Genomic DNA, 16,160 nt, shown 5'->3' on the forward strand with positions numbered 1-16,160 from the left:
CGGCCGGCCCGGCCCCCGGGCCCGTGCCGTGTCCTCGTGTCAGCACCGACGACGGGAGCTCGGTTCCGAGGAAACCTCACGAACCTGTGTGCCCCGCGGCCGCGGCCGGAGCCGCCGCCCCCCGGCCCGTACCGTGCGGAGCCGACTGCCCGCGTAGCAGGCCAGGCAGGCCAGGACGAAGCCGGTGAGCGCCGGGAGTCGTACGGAGCCGTCGAGCCCGGCGTCCATCCCGCCCATCTCGTTGCCCATGAGGGAGAAGCCGATCCCCACCGAGACCTGCGAGACCAGGCCGAGGACCAGGACACAGAGGCCCACGGCCACACCGGCGCGCAGCGCGATCTCCACGTGGCGGTCCAACAACGCGTTGGCCTCTTCGCGAGCCGTTCGGAGCGGGGTGCGTGCGGCGGTGCGGTAGCCCGCGTACACGAGCAGACACACCAGCAGCGTCAGGCCGATCAGCCACAGGGGAAGACCCGCCACGGCCTTGCTGCTCAAGTCGATCTGCTCGGCCGCTCCTTCGGAGCCGGAGCCGGAGCCGGAGCCGGAGCCGGTCGCTCCGCCGAGGCCACCGGCGCCGCCCGCACCGCCGGCGCCTCCGCCGATGCCGCCGAGACCGCCGAGGCCGCCCATCATTCCGCCGCCCTCGGGCTGCCGGCGCTCCATGCCGGCCTGCCAGGAGGCGCCGAGGCCGGAGGTCAGGATGGCGGAGAGCAGGTTCGGGGCGGCCAGGAGCAGCGCCCCGGCCGCCTTCGCGGCCTGGTCGCGCCCGGTCGCCGCGGCCGCTCCGGCGAGGAGCGCGAGGAACAGGGCAACGGTGCACAGGGTGGTGAAGATCCCGGTCAGGGTCGAGGTGACCGGGTTCCACTTGAGGCGCGCCCGGCTGAGGGCCACGGGTCCCGGCAGGGAGGTACGGCGGGCGGCCAGGCAGCCGAGGCCGATGACGAGCGTCACTTCGAGCACCGCGAGGAACCCGGTCAGCGCGATGTCGGTGGTGAAGTCGAGGGAGGACATCCCGCCGCTCATCAGCTTGCCGAGCCCTCCGCCGGAGCCGCCGGAACCGCCCGAGCCGCCTGCCTGGCCGAGCTTCTCCGACACGCTCTCGGGAAGAGCGAGCGAGCCGCGGGCCAGGGACGCCAGTACGGGCACGAGCACCGCGGTCACACCGAGTGCCCCGCCGGTGCGGGCGATCAGCAGCGCGGGGGCAGGCCGCGCGCGGCGGCGCAGCGGCCGGAAGAAGCACCAGCCGAGGACGGCCGCCCCCAAGAAGGTGAGCATCAGCGGCATGGCCCACACCTGACCGGCGATCCCGACGCCGATCCCACCGCCACCGCCGAGCATGTCGAGCATGCCGCCGCCGGCACCGGCCTTCGGCGTGAGGGCGGCGGTCAGGTCGATCTGCCCGCCGAAAGCGAGGCTGGTGACGGCCGGGACGAGCTGGGTCAGCGGCGCGCTGCCGTCGGCGCCGAGAGCCCGCAGCGCCAGGTACCCCGCGGCTGCCATGGCCGTGACGGCGGCGAGGACGGCAAGCCCGCCTTCGACCGCGTGGCGCGCGGCGCCCCTGCTGGGCTTGAGCGCCGCACCCGTGCCCCCCGAACTCCGCTCGCCCGTAGGGGAGTTGGAGGCAGGCGCGCTCGGGGTGGCCGCCGGGTGCGTCGTGGTCGTACGACTCATCGGCGCACCTCGTACGGCTCGGCGGGGACGGCGGTGGTGTCCGACGGCGCCGGGCCGACGGGCGTGGGGTCGGTCGGGGCCGGCTCGTGCTCCTGGAGGCTCTCGCCCTCCACGTCGACGTGCGGCACCCAGCGGTCGAGCCACCGCGGCAGCCGCCAGGCGCGATGGCCGAGCAGGGCGAGCACCGCGGGGACGAGGGTCATGCGGACGACGAAGGCGTCGAAGAGGACGGCGATCGCCAGGCCGAAGCCGATGGTCTTCACCATCTGTTCGCTCGACCCCATGAACCCGGCGAACACCGAGATCATGATCACCGCGGCGGCCGTCACGACCCGCGCGCTGTGCTCGAAGCCGCTCACCACGGCTCGTACGGGCTGCCGGTCGGCGACGTAGGCCTCGCGCATGCGGGTCACCAGGAAGACCTCGTAGTCCATGGCCAGGCCGAAGACGACGCCGACCATGAAGATCGGCATGATGGACATCACCGGTCCGGGCACGGAGACCCCGAACAGCGCGCCCAGCCAGCCCCATTGGAAGACCGCGACGACCGCGCCGAGCCCGGCGGCGATGGAGAGCAGGAAGCCGAGCGCGGCCTTGAGCGGTACGAGGATCGAGCGGAACACGGCGATCAGGAGCAGGAACGCGAGGCCCACGACGAGTGCGATGTAGGGCAGCAGTGCCTCGGCGAGCTTCTGGGAGACGTCGATGTTCATCGCGGTCGTGCCCGCGATCAGCACGTCGGCGTCGTCGCCCTCGGTCTCGGGTGCGCGGAGTGTGTGGACGAGTTCGGTGGTCTCCTCGCTTCCGGGTGCCGTGGTGGGGACGACGGTGAGGACGGCGGTGTCCTCGGCGTCGTTGAAACGCGGCGGTGTCACCGTCGCCACCCCGGCCGTGTCCTTGATCCGGGTGGCGGCGTCCTGGGCGGCTGCTCGGGCGTTGCCGCCGTCGTCGGCTCGTACGACCGCGGTGAGGGGGCCGTTGAAGCCGGGGCCGAAGCCGTCGGCGAGCAGGTCGTAGGCGCGGCGCTGGGTCGTGGAGGTCGGCTTGGACTCGTCGCCGGGCAGGCCGAGTTCGAGCGAGGCGGCCGGCACCGCGACGGCGATCAGGGCGGTGGCGCCGGCCAGCAGGACCGCGAGGGGCCGCCGGGTGATGAACCGGACCCAGCGCGCGGCCAGGCCGGGGCGCGGCAGGACCTCGGCCGGCTCGTCGTCCTTGCGGCGCTTACGGCGGGGGCGGGCGGGCTTGACGCGCTTCCCGGCGATGCCGAGCAGGGCGGGGATCAGCGTGACGGCGATCAGTACAGCGAGTGCGACGGTTCCGGCTGCGGCGAGCCCCATCTGGGAAAGGACCGGGATGCCGACGACGGGCAGTGCCGCGAGGGCGATCACGACGGTCAGTCCGGCGAAGACGACCGCGGACCCTGCCGTGCCCACCGCGTGCGCGGCGGCGTCCTCCCGGCTCCGTCCGCGGGCCAGCTCGTCGCGGTAGCGGGAGACGACGAACAGCGCGTAGTCGATGCCGACGGCCAGGCCCAGCATGGTGGCCAGGACGGACGTGGTCCCGCCCAGGTCGAGGGGCGCCGAGAGGACCTTGATCACGCAGGTGGCCACGCCGACGCCGAGCAGCGCGGTGAGCAGCGGCAGTCCCGCCGAGATCAGCGCGCCGAAGGTGATGACGAGCACCACGGCGGCGACCGCGAGTCCGACGGCCTCCGTGGAGTGGCTGCCCGTGGCCGTCTCGGAGACCGCGTTGCCTCCGGCCTCGACGGTGAGGCCGGAGGTACGGGCCTCCTCCACGGTGTCCGCCAACGCCTCGCGCGAGGTGTCGGCGAGCTCGTTGACGGTCACGCCGTACGACACCTGCGTGTAGGCGGTGGTGCCGTCCTTGCTGACGGAACCGGTTGTGAAGGGGTCGGTGACGCGCTCGACCTGAGGTGCCTCGCCGAGTGCCCGTACGGCGTCCTCGACGGCCTGCTTCTGGTCAGGGGCGGTCACCTTGCCGTCGTCGGCCTTGAAGACGATCCGCGCCGTGGCGCCGTCGGCCTTTATCTCGGGGAAACGCTCCTCCAGGAGGTCGTAGGCCTGCTGGGCCTCCGTGCCCGGCATGGAGAAGTCGTTGGGCGGTGCGGCGTCGGCGCGGGAGGCGAGAACCCCGGCCACGACGAGTAGTCCCGCCCAGAGGACGGTGATCCACCACCTCCATCGGTAGGAGAATTTGCCAGTCTTATAGAGGAAAGCAGCCACGAGCGGCCCCCGGTCATGTTGCCGATCAACAGAACGGGGGCAAGAGTTGCATCTCTTTTTGACCGCTTCCGGAGATCTTCCTGGGAGTTTCCTGAGAGGGGGTTTCCGCGCCGTCCCACCCGTATTCCCTGACCGGAGGCCTGGAGTCGGGAAGCTTATGCGGAAGGAAGTCGGGACAGCGCGCCTGCGGCTGCGGACCTGTAGAGGTTCGTCGCCATCAGGCTGGATTCCCGGGCACCGCGGTCGGTGTAGAGGGCGGCCACTCCCCCGGCGATGGCGGGGTCGTCGGGGGCCGCTTCCAGGGCGTAGTCCGCGAGGTGGCAGGCCAAGGGCATGTTGTCGGGGGCGAGTTCGACAGCACGCGCGAGGAGCGCGCCGGGGCCCCCGCTCAGGGCGGCCAGCTCGGCCGCGACTTCCGCGCGCGGGGCCGGCTTGAGTTCACTCGGCCGGCCGCTCCACCACCCGCCGTAGTAGCGGATGACATTGCGCACGATGAACTCGGCCTCGTCGTACACGGGTTGAAGCCAAGGCGCTTCGGACTGCGGCAGTTTCACACGGCGTACGACGTCGACGTGCGGGGGCGAACCGTCTTCGAGCACGGCCAGGGTCCGGTCCACGACCTCCTCCAGAAAGGCGGCGGTGTCCTGCAGGATGCGTCGGACCAGCTTGGGGTCGTCCACGACAGGTCCGCCGTGCCCCGGGCACAACGAGGCCGCACCGGTATCGGCCATGGCGCGCAACCCCTTGGCCCAGTCCCACGGATAGCGTTGCGCCTTCTGCGGGTTGCCGGCGTTGGGGACGCCCCAGATGATCAGGTCGCCCGTGCAGAGCACACGACGCTCAGGGCAGTAGACCCACGTGTGGTCGTCGGTCTCGCCTCGGCAGGCATGCAGTTCGAAGGTCGTTCCGCCGACGTCGAGTTCGAGGGAACGCTGGTAGTAGCGCGTCGGCCCGTACGCGGGGAAGCCGAACCGGAGTTCCTCGCCCTGGAAGGTGGGGTCGTCCTCCCGGCCGCCGAACTGGCGGCTGTTGACCGTCGCGTTGTGCCGCGGGCTGCGCTCGTACCGCGCGAACCTCTCGGCCATGCGTTCCTGCGCGACGACCTGCGGCGCGCCCTGGCCCTCGGCGAGGAACGGTTCGAGGCCGAAGGCGTGGTCGATGTGGCCGTGCGTGTAGATCGCGGTGTGCACCGGCAGATCGGTGCGGGTCCGGATGCGGTCGGCCAACTCGCCGGCGAACAGCCGGGTGCCCGTGTCGACGAGCACGAGGCCGTCACGGGTGTCGAATGCCGTGACGCCGGAGCCCAGCGAGGCGAACCAGGTGTTCGCCGCGACCTCGACCGGTCCGCCCGTCCAGAAGAACTTGGCGTCCTGCGGGGCCTGTTGGGCCGCTGACATCCACTGACTTGCGGGGTTCTCATCCATGTGACGGGCTCCTCTGTTTTTGGTGCCAGGTCGGTCCTCCGACGGCGACCACGGCCGCGAGAGCCGCCGCGGTGACGAACGAGGCCCATGCGGTCAGCGGGTCGAGCACCAGCTCCACCGCCACCGCGGCCGCGACGAGCAGGACCTTGGCGACGACCAGCCGCCGCAACGGCAGGTGCCGGTCGGCCGAGTACCGGCGGAGACGACTGCGTATGAGGTGCAGGACGGGCGGTACGACCACGACGATCACGCACAGGCGCAGTGCGTGCTCCCACAGCGGCATGTCCCTGCCGTACAGCCACGCCCCGCCGATGAGCAGTCCGGCGGCGGCATAAGCGAGGCGCAGGCCGGCCGTGCTCGGCTCGGGGCGCGGCGTCATCCGGAAGTCCTCTCCTGTGACGCCCGGCCGTCACGGTTCACCGGCGGGCCGGGCGTCACGGTTCACCGTCCGGCCGGGCGGTGGTCTCGGCTGTGAGCAGTCCGGTGACCGCGTCGATCAGCCCCATCACGTACGACTCGGGGTCCAACTCCGGGGTCGTGGCGGCCTCTTGTGATGCCTCCAGGTCGGCCAGAGCGGAGATGACCAGTTGGCCTGCCCACTTGATGCGGGGGCGCAGAACTGGCTGAGCCAGACCGGGGAGCCGGTCGGTGACCAGGCGTCCGACGGCCACTGCCGCTTCGAGCCCGCCCAGTTCCGGGAGGCCGGTGACATCGCGCCCGACGTACTCGAAGACGCGGTGCAGGAAGCGGACGTAGTAGCTGCCCGCACTGGTCGCCTGCTCAGCAAGAGGGCGGACCAGGATGTCCACCAATTCCCTCGGATCACCGAGGCGTTCTCCGGCCTCGGCCGATTTCAGCATCGCGCCGCGCCGGGCGTCGATGACGTCGAGGCGGTGCTCGAAGATGGCTCTGATCAGAGCCTCTTTGTTCTGGAAGTGGTATTTAGCCGCGGCCGTATTGCGCTGATGCGCCTCTGAGCTGACCTGCCGCAAGGAGGTCGCGTCGATTCCTTGTGTGGCGAACAAGCGCTCCGCGGCGAGCAGGATCTGCAATCGGGTCGATGTTTCGACGGTTGGTTTCTCCACGGATTCCCTCTCTGTGTGCGCCGATTAAACCGCGTGGTTTAATCAACGTCAACGCCTAGTGGAGCATCGCAGTGAGGAGACTCCCGTGTCCGATTCATCCAGCGCGGCGTCCGTCCGTACGGAAGACCGATCAACCCCGGCGGACCGGCAACTGGGCCCAGGCGCCCACGCGTTGATGCGGCAGAACTTCGGCAACATCGGCAACGCGCAGTTCCAGCACATCGCGGCGCGCGAAGTCGCCGCGCCGCACCCACCCCAGGTCGTCGAGGTCGCGCCCCGCACCTTCCTGATCCAGCCCGGCATGGCGAACGTCGCCCTGTTCGAGACGGACGAGGGCCTGCTGCTCGTCGACGCGGGCTGCGCGGGCGACGGCCCCGCACTCCTGCAAGCCGTCCGCCACATCAGCCAACGCCCGCTGCACACCGTGGTGTTCACACACGGCCACGTCGACCACGCCTTCGGCCTCTGGGCGTTCCTGGAGGCAGGGGAGCGCCCCCGCGTCGTCGCCCACGAGAACCTGCTCGGCCACTACGCCCGCTACGCGAAGACGGCCGGCCTGAACGCCGCGATCAACGGGCAGCGGCCCGGCGCCAACGGCCGCAGCTGGCCGAGCGCGCCGGAGGACTTCGTCGTACCCGACATCACGTTCCGCGACAGCCTCGAACTCCGCATCGGAGGCGAGCGGTTCGTCGTCCGGCACGCCAAGGGTGAGACGGACGACGCCGCTTGGGTGTGGGCGCCGCAGCGCCGGGTGATCGCGGCAGGGGACCTGGTCGTCGGCTATCTGCCCAACGCCGGGAACCCCCGGAAGGTCCAGCGGTACGCGGAGGAGTGGGCGGACGCGGCCGAGGAGATGGCCGCCCTCGACGCGGACTGTGTGATCACCGGCCACGGCGACTGCGTACGGGGCTCCGACGCGATCCGCGACGAACTGCTGACCATGGCGGCCTGCCTCCGGCACATCGTGCGCCACGCGCTCGACGGGCTCAACGCGGGCCTGCGACCGGACGAGATCGTGCAGTCCCTCGCCGTCCCCGAGCACCTGACCGCCCACCCGCGCCTGCAACCCGGGTACGACCGGCCGGAGTTCATCTGCCGCAACGTGATCCGGCGGTACGGCGGCTGGTGGGACGGCCACGCCGCGCATCTGCTGCCCGCACCGGTGGCCGCGCAGGCACGCGAGATCTGCCAACTGGCAGGCGGAGTCACGGCGTTGGCGAACCGCGCCCGTGAGCTCGCCGATTCCGACCTGCAACTGGCGTGCCACCTGGCGGAGTGGGCGTACCTGGCCGAGCCGCAGTCGGAGGCGGCGCAGACGTCTTACGTGGAGGTGTTCGGACGGCGCCGGGAGGCCGAGCCGTCACTGATGGGGAAGCTCGCGTTCTCCGAACCACACCGGCGCGTGGCTGCGGAGCGCACGAAGTCGGGCCGTTGAGCGTGGGCGCCGTGGCCGTGGCAGCGGACTGCTGAGCCGCGCGGCGCAAAGGGGAATGGCTCCAGCGGACCAGTGGTCCGCTGGAGCCATTCCCCTTGCCCTCTTGTCCCCTTGTCCCCTTGTTCCCTTACCGCTCAAGAAGGCGGCTGCTCCTGGAAGTCAGAGGTCAGGGGAGCTGAAGGCGATGCCCGTCGACCTCCGAGACCGCGGTTCCCTCAAGCTTGGTCTGACCGGGCTCGGGCTCATGGCCGTCGCCGGCACCGGGATCGGCGTAGAGGTCGGCGGTGAGTGTGCCCTCGTGCGCGCCGCTCATGGTCAGATCGGCGGTGTAGTGCGCGGTTCCGACGACGCCGCCTGCGGTGTAGACGGCCTTTTCGGTGCCGTCGATGACGGACTTCCCGTCGTCGGAGAAGTGGTCGTACGTGACCTTCAGGACCGTCAGTTCAGGGTTGTCCGGGTGCGGGTGTTCCTCGACGATGACGGATCCGCTCGCCTGTCCGGGGCGGGACTCGGCGGGGCGGAAGGTCTCCGGAACGTAGTCCTTCAGCGGATCCGCCCAGTCCGGAGCAGGGGTGGCCCGCGCCGGGAGCGGATCGCTCGGCCGGTCGCTGACGTCGGCGACGACCATGCGCGACTCCGTGGCGTCCTCCATGTTCTGCTGCCAGAAGGCGACCTTGGTGCTGTCGGGCGACCAGTGGTTCTTCATCCGGCTGTCCCAGCCGCTGTCGGTCGCGCCGGGTGCCAGGGGCTCGCCAAGCTCGCCCTTCTCCTCGCTTGCGGAGCGGACCAGCCACGGTTCCAGCAGGTCCGGGCGCTCACGGCGCTGGTTGAACAGAGTGAAGAAGACCGGCTGGAGTCCGGGGCCGATGAAGTTCGGCCGGGTGACCTGCGACAGGGTCGCGAAGATGTCCGAGTCGCGGCCGCTGCCCACCACATAACGCTCGCCGTCGGGCGAGAACTGGAAGTCCTCGTCGTAGTCGTTTGCGTACGTGAGCCGGGTCTTGCGACCGGTCTCCAGGTCGAACAGGAAGTCGTCGGGGTTGGCCGCTTCCGGGGTGTCGACGTACTCGCTCACCACCAGGCCCTGCCCGTCGTGGGTGAACGACTTGGCCTCGCCCTTCGCGGAGACGACTCGGGCGTCGTCGACCTCGTAGCCGCTCTCGGTCCGGCGGAGCGTGCCGACGTCGGCCAGGTAGCCCGGCTCTCCGGTGGGGGTGGTGCGGATCTGGGTGAAGGCGATGTGCTTGCCGTCGGGAGCGATGCGTACCTCCCGGCCCTTCTGGAGGACGTTGCCCTCGCCCGGTTCGGGGAAGTTCAGCGGCACCGCCCTGGGGTCCCGGCACTTGCTGATCTTGTCCTCGCATTCGAGTACGAGGGTGCCCTCTCCGGGGATGCCGCTGTTGACCAGCATGCGGCGGCCGTCCGGGAAGACCAGGGGCTGGGAGAGGTCCTTGCTGTCACCGGTGTCCAGGCCGCAGGTCAGACACGTGAGCCCGGTGCCGTCCTCGCGGATCGTCATGATCTCGCTCCGCGTGCTGCCCTCCGGGGTGCCGGTGAAGACCAGCCGCTCGCCGTCGGGCGTGAAGGAGGGGAACTTCGGCCCGCGGACGGAGTCGGGCACCGGCACGGTCCGCAGGGAGTCCGAGGGGGCCTCGTCGGCCCCGGCTGTGGCGGCGGGTACCAGGACGGCCGACAGGGCGAGGGCTGTCGGCGCTGCCGCGAGGCGGAACATCGTCGTGAGCATGCGTCTCCTTCGTTCCGATGACGGTGAGGGGAAGCGGGTCAGTCCTCAACTCAGCTCAAGTACAGGTGGGTTGGGGCGGATGGGTGCCGCCCCCGCCGCCCCTTTCGGTGTGCGTCGGATCCTGACAGCCGCGGCCGGCCGTTCCCTGAGAAGACCTGACCGTTCCCTGAGGCCCTGGCCGCACGAGGCTCGATTCCATCCGGCACACACCCTTTGCGCCCGCTGACGCACAGAGAAGTCCCAGAGAATTCGCGGGAGGCCGATACGAAGGGCGTCGCGCCTCTTACCGGCTGGTCAACTCCCGTGCAGGACACTGACTTCGAGGCGCTCGGCGTCCCGCTCCGGCCGGATGAGAGCGACGGCGAGCAGGCCCGTGAGGATCATGACGAGGGCACTGATGAGGAAGGCGGCCGTGTAGCCGGAGGCCGTCGTGTCCGCCGCGTCGATGAGATAGCCCGTGAGGGCGGGAGTGACCAGGCCGGGGAGGGTACCGGTGGCGGCGACGATGCCGAAGACCGCACCGCGCTGCACGGTCGGTACGACCTCGGCTGCGGTCATGTAGTGGAGGGGCACGGCGACCGCTCCGGTACCGAAGGCAAGCCCGAGCAGCAGGAGTTGGGGAACGGTCCCGTCGGTGAACGGGAACACGGCCATCGCGCTGCCCGCCACGCAGACCGCGATCCCCTGCGTGGCGCCGCTGGACCAACGGCTGCTGACACCCCGGCTCTTGAGCACGTCCATGAACGGGGACACCGTGAGCAGCAGGACAAGGCTGAAGCCGGCGATGGCGCTGATGGTGCTCGCGGCGGCCCCCGGGGCCATGCCGAGCTCGGTCCGGAGGTAGGAGGGCAGCCAGGCATGGCTGAGTGACAGCGCCCAGGAGGCGCCGAAGGCACTGGAGATGCTGCCCAGGACCGTGCCGGTCAGCAGCAGCTTCCGGTACGGCAGGCGTGGGGTGCCTGCCGCCGGCGGATTGTGCTCTCCCCGCTTCCTCGTGCGTCCCGCGGGCGCGTCGTCGAAGGGGCCGTCGTGTCCGACGTACCACCAGACGAGCGCCCAGGTCGCGCTGACGGCGGCGAGCGCGACGTAGGCGGAGCGCCAGCCGTGCTCTGTGATGAGCCAGGTGAGCACGGGCGCGGAGACCAGGGTTCCAAGCGCGGCACCGCTGATCTGCAGGGCGGAGGGGAGCCCGCGCCGGTGCGGAGGGAACCACTTGTAGAGGGCGTGCATGGACATGGAGGCGGCCGGGCCTTCGGCCGCGCCGAGGAGGACGCGTCCCGCGATCAGCGTGGGGACGGCCGCCACGACGAGTACGGGCAGCTGGGCGACGGCCCACGTCAGCGTCATGACGAAGAGCAGAGTGCGGCTGGTGACGCGGGAGGAGACGAAGCCGACGACGAGGCCGGCGAGGCTGAACAGCAGGAAGAAGGAGCTGGAGATGAGTCCGTAGGTGCCGTGACTGATCTCCAGCTCATCCATGATCGGGACGGCGGCGAGGCCGAGGACAGCCTTGTCGGCGAAGTTGACGACCATGAACGTGACGATCATGGCGGTGATGAGCCAGGCCCGAGCCCGGTTGTACGGCGGAGGGGCGGCTGCCTCTTCGCCGAGCAGATCGGAGGGCGGCGCGGAAGGCTGTGAAGCCATGGGTGACTCCTGCGGGTAGGGCCTGACTCCGTACGGGGGGCTGGCTCAGACGAGTGCCTTGACGATGGCGTTCTTGTGGATCTCGGTGGTGCCGGTGACGATCCGGAACATCCGCAGGCTGCGGAAGATCTGCTCGACCTCGTGCCCGCGCGTGAGCCCCGCCTTGCCGTGGATCTGGACGGCCTGGTCGGCGACGCGGAAGCAGGCCTCGGAGGTGAACAGCTTGCACATGTTGGCCTCGACGGAGATGTTCTCGCCCCGGTCGGCACGCGCCGCCGTGGCCAGCACCATCGAGCGCGCCGCGTACAGTTCGGTGGCCATGTCGGCGAGCTTGTGCTGGATCGCCTGCAGCGCGAGCAGCGGCTGCCCGAAGGCCTCGCGTTGCTTGGCGTACGCGACGGACAGGTCCCAGGCGCGGCGGGCGGCGCCGATCAGGGACGGGCAGTGCAGCAGCCGGTTGAGGGTGATGCGGCCGATGCCGATGCGCAGGCCCTGCCCGATCTCGCCGAGCAGGTTGGCGGCCGGGACGCGGCAGTCCTCGAAGACGAGGTCGCCCTCCATCTGCTGCCCGGACATGGGGACTTCACCGTCGAGGACACGGCAGCCGGGGGTGTCGAGGTCGACGAGGAACGCGCTGTAGGCCTCCTCGGTTCCGGCCATCCGCGCGACGACGATCGCGAAGTCGGCGAAGGGCGCGGCGGACGAGAACACCTTGTGCCCGTCGAGGACATACGCGGCGCCGTCCGGGGTCGGCGTCGCGGTGGTGGTCATCCGGCGTACGTCGGAGCCCGCGTCCTGCTCGGTGATCGAGAAACAGCACGCGCGCTCGCCGCGTACGACGGGCAGCAGATACCGGTCCAGCTGCTCCTGGGTCGCGTACTTGACGATCGCGCCGACGCGCAGCGGCCCTCCCAAGTCACCCAACACCGAGTGGGACAGGGCTGCCCCCGAGGCCGTGAGTTCCTCCTTCAGCACGCACAGCTCGGTGAAGTTCAGCCCCTGGCCGCCGAGTTCGGGAGGCAGGCTGATGCCGTAGAAGCCGAGTTCCGCGCTTCGCTTCCAGACGTGCTCAAGGGTGGGGCGGTCCAGCGGGCTCTCCGGGGTGATGCCGTGCTCGCGCTCGTACGGGATGAGCTCGTCGGTCAGATACGTGCGCAGTCGGCCGACGAGTTCCTGGAGGCGGGGGTTGTCGTCATAGGAGGGTTCGAGGGTGTAGGGCATGGGGTGTTCCTCTTCGGAGCAGGGCGGGTTGGAGGGGTTCAGTGGACGCGGCGCTCGGCGCCCGCCCAGTACCGCTCGCGGATCGTGCGGCGGTCGATCTTGCCGTTGGGGTTGTGGGGCAGGGCGTCGACGATCTCGACGGAGCGCGGCTTCTTCATCCGGGCGAGGCGCTCGGCGCAGAAGTCGACGACCTCGGCCTCGTCGAGCACGGCGCCCGCGCGTGGCACGACGACCGCCTTGACGGCCTCGCCCCACTGTTCGTCGGGGACGCCGACGACGGCGGCCTCGTACACGTCGGGGTGCTGGTGCAGGACGGACTCGACCTCGACGGCATAGATGTTGAACCCGCCGGAGATGATCATGTCCTTCTTGCGGTCGACGATGAAGACGTATCCGTCGGAGCGGCGGCGAGCGAGGTCTCCGGTGTGGAACCAGCCGTCGCGGAAGGACTCGGCTGTGAGGGCCGGTGCGTTGTAGTAGCCGGGGACGACGTCGGGGCCGCGTACGGCGATCTCGCCGACCTCGCCGTCGGCGACGGGCGTGCCGCTGTCGTCGACGATCCGCACCTCCGCCTCGGCGAGGGGCCGGCCGCAGGACAGCAGCAGCTCTTCGTCTCCGTCCTCGATCGCGCGCCGGTGGTCCTCGGTCGAGAGGAAGAGCACCCCCGAGGTGGTCTCGCCGCAGCCGAAGCCCTGGGAGAGCACGGGTCCGAACAGCTCCCATGCCGCCCGGATCCGAGCCGGCGACATCGGAGCAGCGCCGTAGATGAGCTGACGCAGACTGGAGACGTCATGGTCCCGTGCTGTCGGCAGCGCGAGGACCGTGTTGACCATCGTGGGCACGACGAACGCGTGTGTGGCGCGCTCGCGTTGGACGGTCGCGAGGAACTCCTCAGCGTCCCAGCGCGGCAGTACGACCGCGCAGCCGCCCGCGAAGAAGATGCCGAGGAGCGGCATGCCCGAGGCGTGTGTGACAGGCCCCGCGAGGATCTGCCGGTCGCCGGGGCCGATCCGGGTGGCAGGGCTCATCACCGACTTGCGCAGCAGGGCCAGCCGGTTGCCGTACGTCTGGACGGCGGCCTTGAGCTTGCCGGTGGAGCCGGACGTGAAGTGCAGGACCGCGATATCGGTCTCGGAGCACTCCACTTCCACGGGTTCGGGTGCGGTGGCCGCGAGCGTGTCCGCGTAGCCGGGGCCGAGATCGCTCGGCCCGTCGTAGCCGAGGACCGACTTCACTCCGGTACCGGGGGTCGCGGCGCGGGTGGCTTCCAGGTGGGCGGCGTCGGTGAGCAGGACCCGGGCGTCCGACTCCTTGAGCAGTTGGTTGACTTCGCCGGTGCCGAGCCGTGCGTTGATCGGTGCGCGTGTCAACCCCGCCTTGTAGAGGGCGACTTCGGTGACGACCAGTTCGGCCCGGTTGGCGGCGAGGGTGGCCACGCGGTCGCCCCGGTCCAGGCCCAGGCGGCGCAGCGCGGCGGCGAGACGGTCGCTCCGGTCGTCGAGCTCGGCGTAGGTCAGCCGGACGGGGCCGCAGACCACGGCTTCGGCATCGGGGTGGTGGCCGGCTGTCCGGCGCACGTACCGCCCGAGATTCATCGCGTCTCCCAAAGTTGTCGGACACTGTGTTCAGTAACAATCTTTATGTTCGGTAACGTAAGGGCGGCGTTAGGGTCTGGTCAACGGTCCGGAGAGCAGGCCGAGCCGAAAGGGTCCGGACGGCCCGGAGAAGAAGGAGCGAAGTGGACACGAAGCCCGCAGGAGACCGACGCGTCCGCAGGACGCGGGCCGCGCTGCGCCAGGCCCTGGTCGAACTGGTCCTGGACAGAGGGTTCCAGGCGATCACCGTCGAGGAGATCGCCGAACGCGCCGACGTCGGCCGTGCCACCTTCTACGCGCACTACCGCGACAAGGAAGACCTGCTGGTCGGCATCGTCCAGGACCTCGCAGAGGACCGCGAACGCCTTCTGCCTGCGCTCCAGCAGGCGCGCACCGAGGGATTCACCGGGCTGCCGGTGAAGTACATCTTCGAACATGCCGAGCAGGAGAAACCCGTCTACCAGGTCGTCCTGCGGGGCGAGGGGGACGGGCGGGCCCTGCGCGAGTTCACCGAGCTCATCTGCGCGCACGCGGAGTCCACGTTCCGCGCGCGCACCGAAGAGCTCGGGGTCGAGCCGAGGGTCCCGCTCGACGTCGTCGCCCGCGCGTGGACCGGCGAGCTCATCGGCCTGCTCGCCTGGTGGGTCGAGAACGACACCGGGTACAGCGCCGCCGAGATCACCGCCCACCTGCGCGACCTGTCCGTCTACGGCCGCGTCTGGGCCACCGGGCTGACCCCGTCCGACGCCCCCGGAGCTCTGGACCTCACCCCGTGAGCAGGCGTGTGCGCCTCCGGCTCTAGCCGAGTTATCAGACACTGTGTACGGTAACGAACTCAATGCTGGACGCAATCACGAGCGGAGCGGATACATGACCGGCATGGCTCCTCTGACCGACCTCATCTGGGCGCGGGGGTACACCGATCCGGCCTGGGCCCGGCGGCACACGACGTCGGGGCGGGAACTGCTTCCGAGTCGCCGTGTCTGGCGGGGCCCCGGCATAGCCTCACCCTTGCCCTTGCCGGTCAGGTCACCCGGCGCGAGCCCCCTCGACGGTCTCGCCTTCGACGGGCCGCACGGGCAGTCGCTCACGCTCTCGGAGCTGCTCACCGCAGCCGAGACCGACGCCCTGCTCGTAGTGCACCGCGGGACGCTCGTCCACGAGCAGTATCTGCACGGATACGAGCCCCATGGCCTGCACTTCAACGCCTCGGCCGCGAAGTCCTATCTGGGCCTCGTCGCCTCGGTCCTGGCGCATGAAGGGCAGCTCGACCGGGACGCCCAGGTCGTGAAGTACGTCCCCGAGCTCGCCGGCACGGCCTTCGGCGAAGCGCAGGTCGACCACCTGCTCCACATGGGCACCCGCATGAGTTATGCGGGCCGCCCGTACGACAAGGCCCTGGAGGCTCAGCGTTACTTCGCCGTCCTCGCACCCCAGTTGCGCCCGTACGGCTACACCGGCCCCGCAACCATCCGCGAACACCTCGCCACCGCACACGCGACCGGTGAGCCGGGAGTCGAGTTCCGCTACGAGAACGGCAACGTCGAAGCACTCGCCGAAGTCCTGAGGCGCGTCGCCGGAACCACCACGTCGGCACTGCTGTCCGAAATGATCTGGTCCCGGATCGGTGCGGAGGAGGACGCCTACTACGTTCTCGACGCGGAAGGCGTCGAAGCCGCCAGCGGCGGTTTCAGCGCCACCGCCCGGGATCTGGCCAGGTTCGGCGAGATGATCCGGCTAGGCGGCGCGCTGGGTGACCGTCAGATCGTCCCCGAGGCGGTCGCCTCCACGATCGTCTCCGGCGTACCGGACGGTGTCGGGCGCCGTGTCCGCTTCCCGGCAGCACCTTCCGACGCGCCCGCCACCCTCTCGTACCACGATCTGTGGTGGATCCCGAACGACCCCTACGGCTCCTTCATGGCAAGCGGCATTCACGGCCAGCGCCTCTTCGTCTGCCCCGCACTCGACCTGGTCATCGTCCACTACGCCTCTCAGGTCGTCTCCCCAGCGGCCCCCTACCCGCCCCTCATCCAGGCATTTCTCAAGATCGGCACCTACCTCCAGGGCTGAATTCGAGAAGGGGCACTCGTCGGTT

At 70.3% G+C, this 16,160-nt stretch carries 12 protein-coding genes; 3 read left to right on the plus strand and 9 right to left on the minus strand.

The window, feature by feature from the left end:
• Positions 1-39 precede the first annotated feature (39 nt).
• From QIS96_RS09560 to QIS96_RS09580, 5 genes are all read right to left on the minus strand, one after another.
• Positions 40-1,671: a streptophobe family protein gene (locus tag QIS96_RS09560; protein WP_282542022.1), complete on the minus strand. Its 1,632-nt coding sequence runs from the start codon at positions 1,669-1,671 to the stop codon at positions 40-42.
• Positions 1,668-3,914 (minus strand): MMPL family transporter, encoded by a 2,247-nt coding sequence (locus QIS96_RS09565; RefSeq protein WP_282542023.1) that lies wholly within the window; start codon positions 3,912-3,914, stop codon positions 1,668-1,670. Before QIS96_RS09565 ends, QIS96_RS09560 begins: the two co-directional genes overlap by 4 nt.
• A 155-nt stretch (positions 3,915-4,069) precedes the next feature.
• On the minus strand, positions 4,070-5,338 hold the full coding sequence (locus QIS96_RS09570) for an alkyl sulfatase dimerization domain-containing protein (protein ID WP_282542024.1): 1,269 nt from the start codon (positions 5,336-5,338) through the stop codon (positions 4,070-4,072).
• Complete coding sequence (locus QIS96_RS09575) at positions 5,331-5,717, minus strand: hypothetical protein (RefSeq protein ID WP_282542025.1); 387 nt, start codon at positions 5,715-5,717, stop codon at positions 5,331-5,333. Before QIS96_RS09575 ends, QIS96_RS09570 begins: the two co-directional genes overlap by 8 nt.
• A gap of 55 nt (positions 5,718-5,772) precedes the next feature.
• Positions 5,773-6,423, minus strand: a complete 651-nt coding sequence (locus QIS96_RS09580) for a TetR/AcrR family transcriptional regulator (RefSeq protein WP_282542026.1) — start codon at positions 6,421-6,423, stop codon at positions 5,773-5,775.
• 85 nt (positions 6,424-6,508) lie between these two features.
• On the opposite strand from QIS96_RS09580, the gene QIS96_RS09585 reads away from it, so the two are divergent.
• Positions 6,509-7,858 (plus strand): alkyl sulfatase dimerization domain-containing protein, encoded by a 1,350-nt coding sequence (locus QIS96_RS09585; protein ID WP_282542027.1) that lies wholly within the window; start codon positions 6,509-6,511, stop codon positions 7,856-7,858.
• Between the two features lie 166 nt (positions 7,859-8,024).
• Here the strand turns inward: QIS96_RS09585 and QIS96_RS09590 are convergent, their stop codons facing one another.
• From QIS96_RS09590 to QIS96_RS09605, 4 genes are all read right to left on the minus strand, one after another.
• Entirely contained in the window at positions 8,025-9,602 is a 1,578-nt protein-coding gene (locus QIS96_RS09590; RefSeq protein WP_282542028.1) for a TolB-like translocation protein, read from the minus strand.
• Positions 9,603-9,896: 294 nt separating this feature from the next.
• Positions 9,897-11,249 carry an MFS transporter gene (locus tag QIS96_RS09595; protein WP_282542029.1) on the minus strand — a complete coding sequence of 451 codons (1,353 nt, stop codon included), beginning with the start codon at positions 11,247-11,249 and terminating at the stop codon, positions 9,897-9,899.
• A gap of 45 nt (positions 11,250-11,294) precedes the next feature.
• Entirely contained in the window at positions 11,295-12,470 is a 1,176-nt protein-coding gene (locus QIS96_RS09600) for an acyl-CoA dehydrogenase family protein (RefSeq protein WP_282542030.1), read from the minus strand.
• 38 nt (positions 12,471-12,508) lie between these two features.
• Positions 12,509-14,065, minus strand: coding sequence for an acyl-CoA synthetase (locus QIS96_RS09605; protein WP_282542031.1), 1,557 nt, complete (start codon positions 14,063-14,065; stop codon positions 12,509-12,511).
• 143 nt (positions 14,066-14,208) lie between these two features.
• Here QIS96_RS09605 and QIS96_RS09610 point away from each other — a divergent pair, with 143 nt between their 5' ends.
• Both QIS96_RS09610 and QIS96_RS09615 read left to right on the plus strand, forming a co-directional pair.
• A complete protein-coding gene (locus QIS96_RS09610) occupies positions 14,209-14,841 on the plus strand; it encodes a TetR/AcrR family transcriptional regulator (RefSeq protein ID WP_282542032.1) in 633 nt (210 codons plus the stop codon).
• A gap of 235 nt (positions 14,842-15,076) precedes the next feature.
• Positions 15,077-16,135 carry a serine hydrolase domain-containing protein gene (locus tag QIS96_RS09615; protein WP_282542033.1) on the plus strand — a complete coding sequence of 353 codons (1,059 nt, stop codon included), beginning with the start codon at positions 15,077-15,079 and terminating at the stop codon, positions 16,133-16,135.
• Positions 16,136-16,160: the final 25 nt, after the last annotated feature.

The organism is Streptomyces cavernicola (assembly GCF_029968035.1).
In the GTDB taxonomy this organism is placed as follows: Bacteria; Actinomycetota; Actinomycetes; order Streptomycetales; family Streptomycetaceae; genus Streptomyces; species Streptomyces cavernicola.

Coding starts and splice junctions, on each gene's coding strand:
- QIS96_RS09560 (WP_282542022.1), bottom strand. CDS start 1,671: ATGAGTCGTACGACCACGACGCACCCGGCGGCCACCCCGAGCGCGCCT.
- QIS96_RS09570 (WP_282542024.1), bottom strand. CDS start 5,338: ATGGATGAGAACCCCGCAAGTCAGTGGATGTCAGCGGCCCAACAGGCC.
- QIS96_RS09575 (WP_282542025.1), bottom strand. CDS start 5,717: ATGACGCCGCGCCCCGAGCCGAGCACGGCCGGCCTGCGCCTCGCTTAT.
- QIS96_RS09590 (WP_282542028.1), bottom strand. CDS start 9,602: ATGCTCACGACGATGTTCCGCCTCGCGGCAGCGCCGACAGCCCTCGCC.
- QIS96_RS09595 (WP_282542029.1), bottom strand. CDS start 11,249: ATGGCTTCACAGCCTTCCGCGCCGCCCTCCGATCTGCTCGGCGAAGAG.
- QIS96_RS09600 (WP_282542030.1), bottom strand. CDS start 12,470: ATGCCCTACACCCTCGAACCCTCCTATGACGACAACCCCCGCCTCCAG.
- QIS96_RS09605 (WP_282542031.1), bottom strand. CDS start 14,065: ATGAATCTCGGGCGGTACGTGCGCCGGACAGCCGGCCACCACCCCGAT.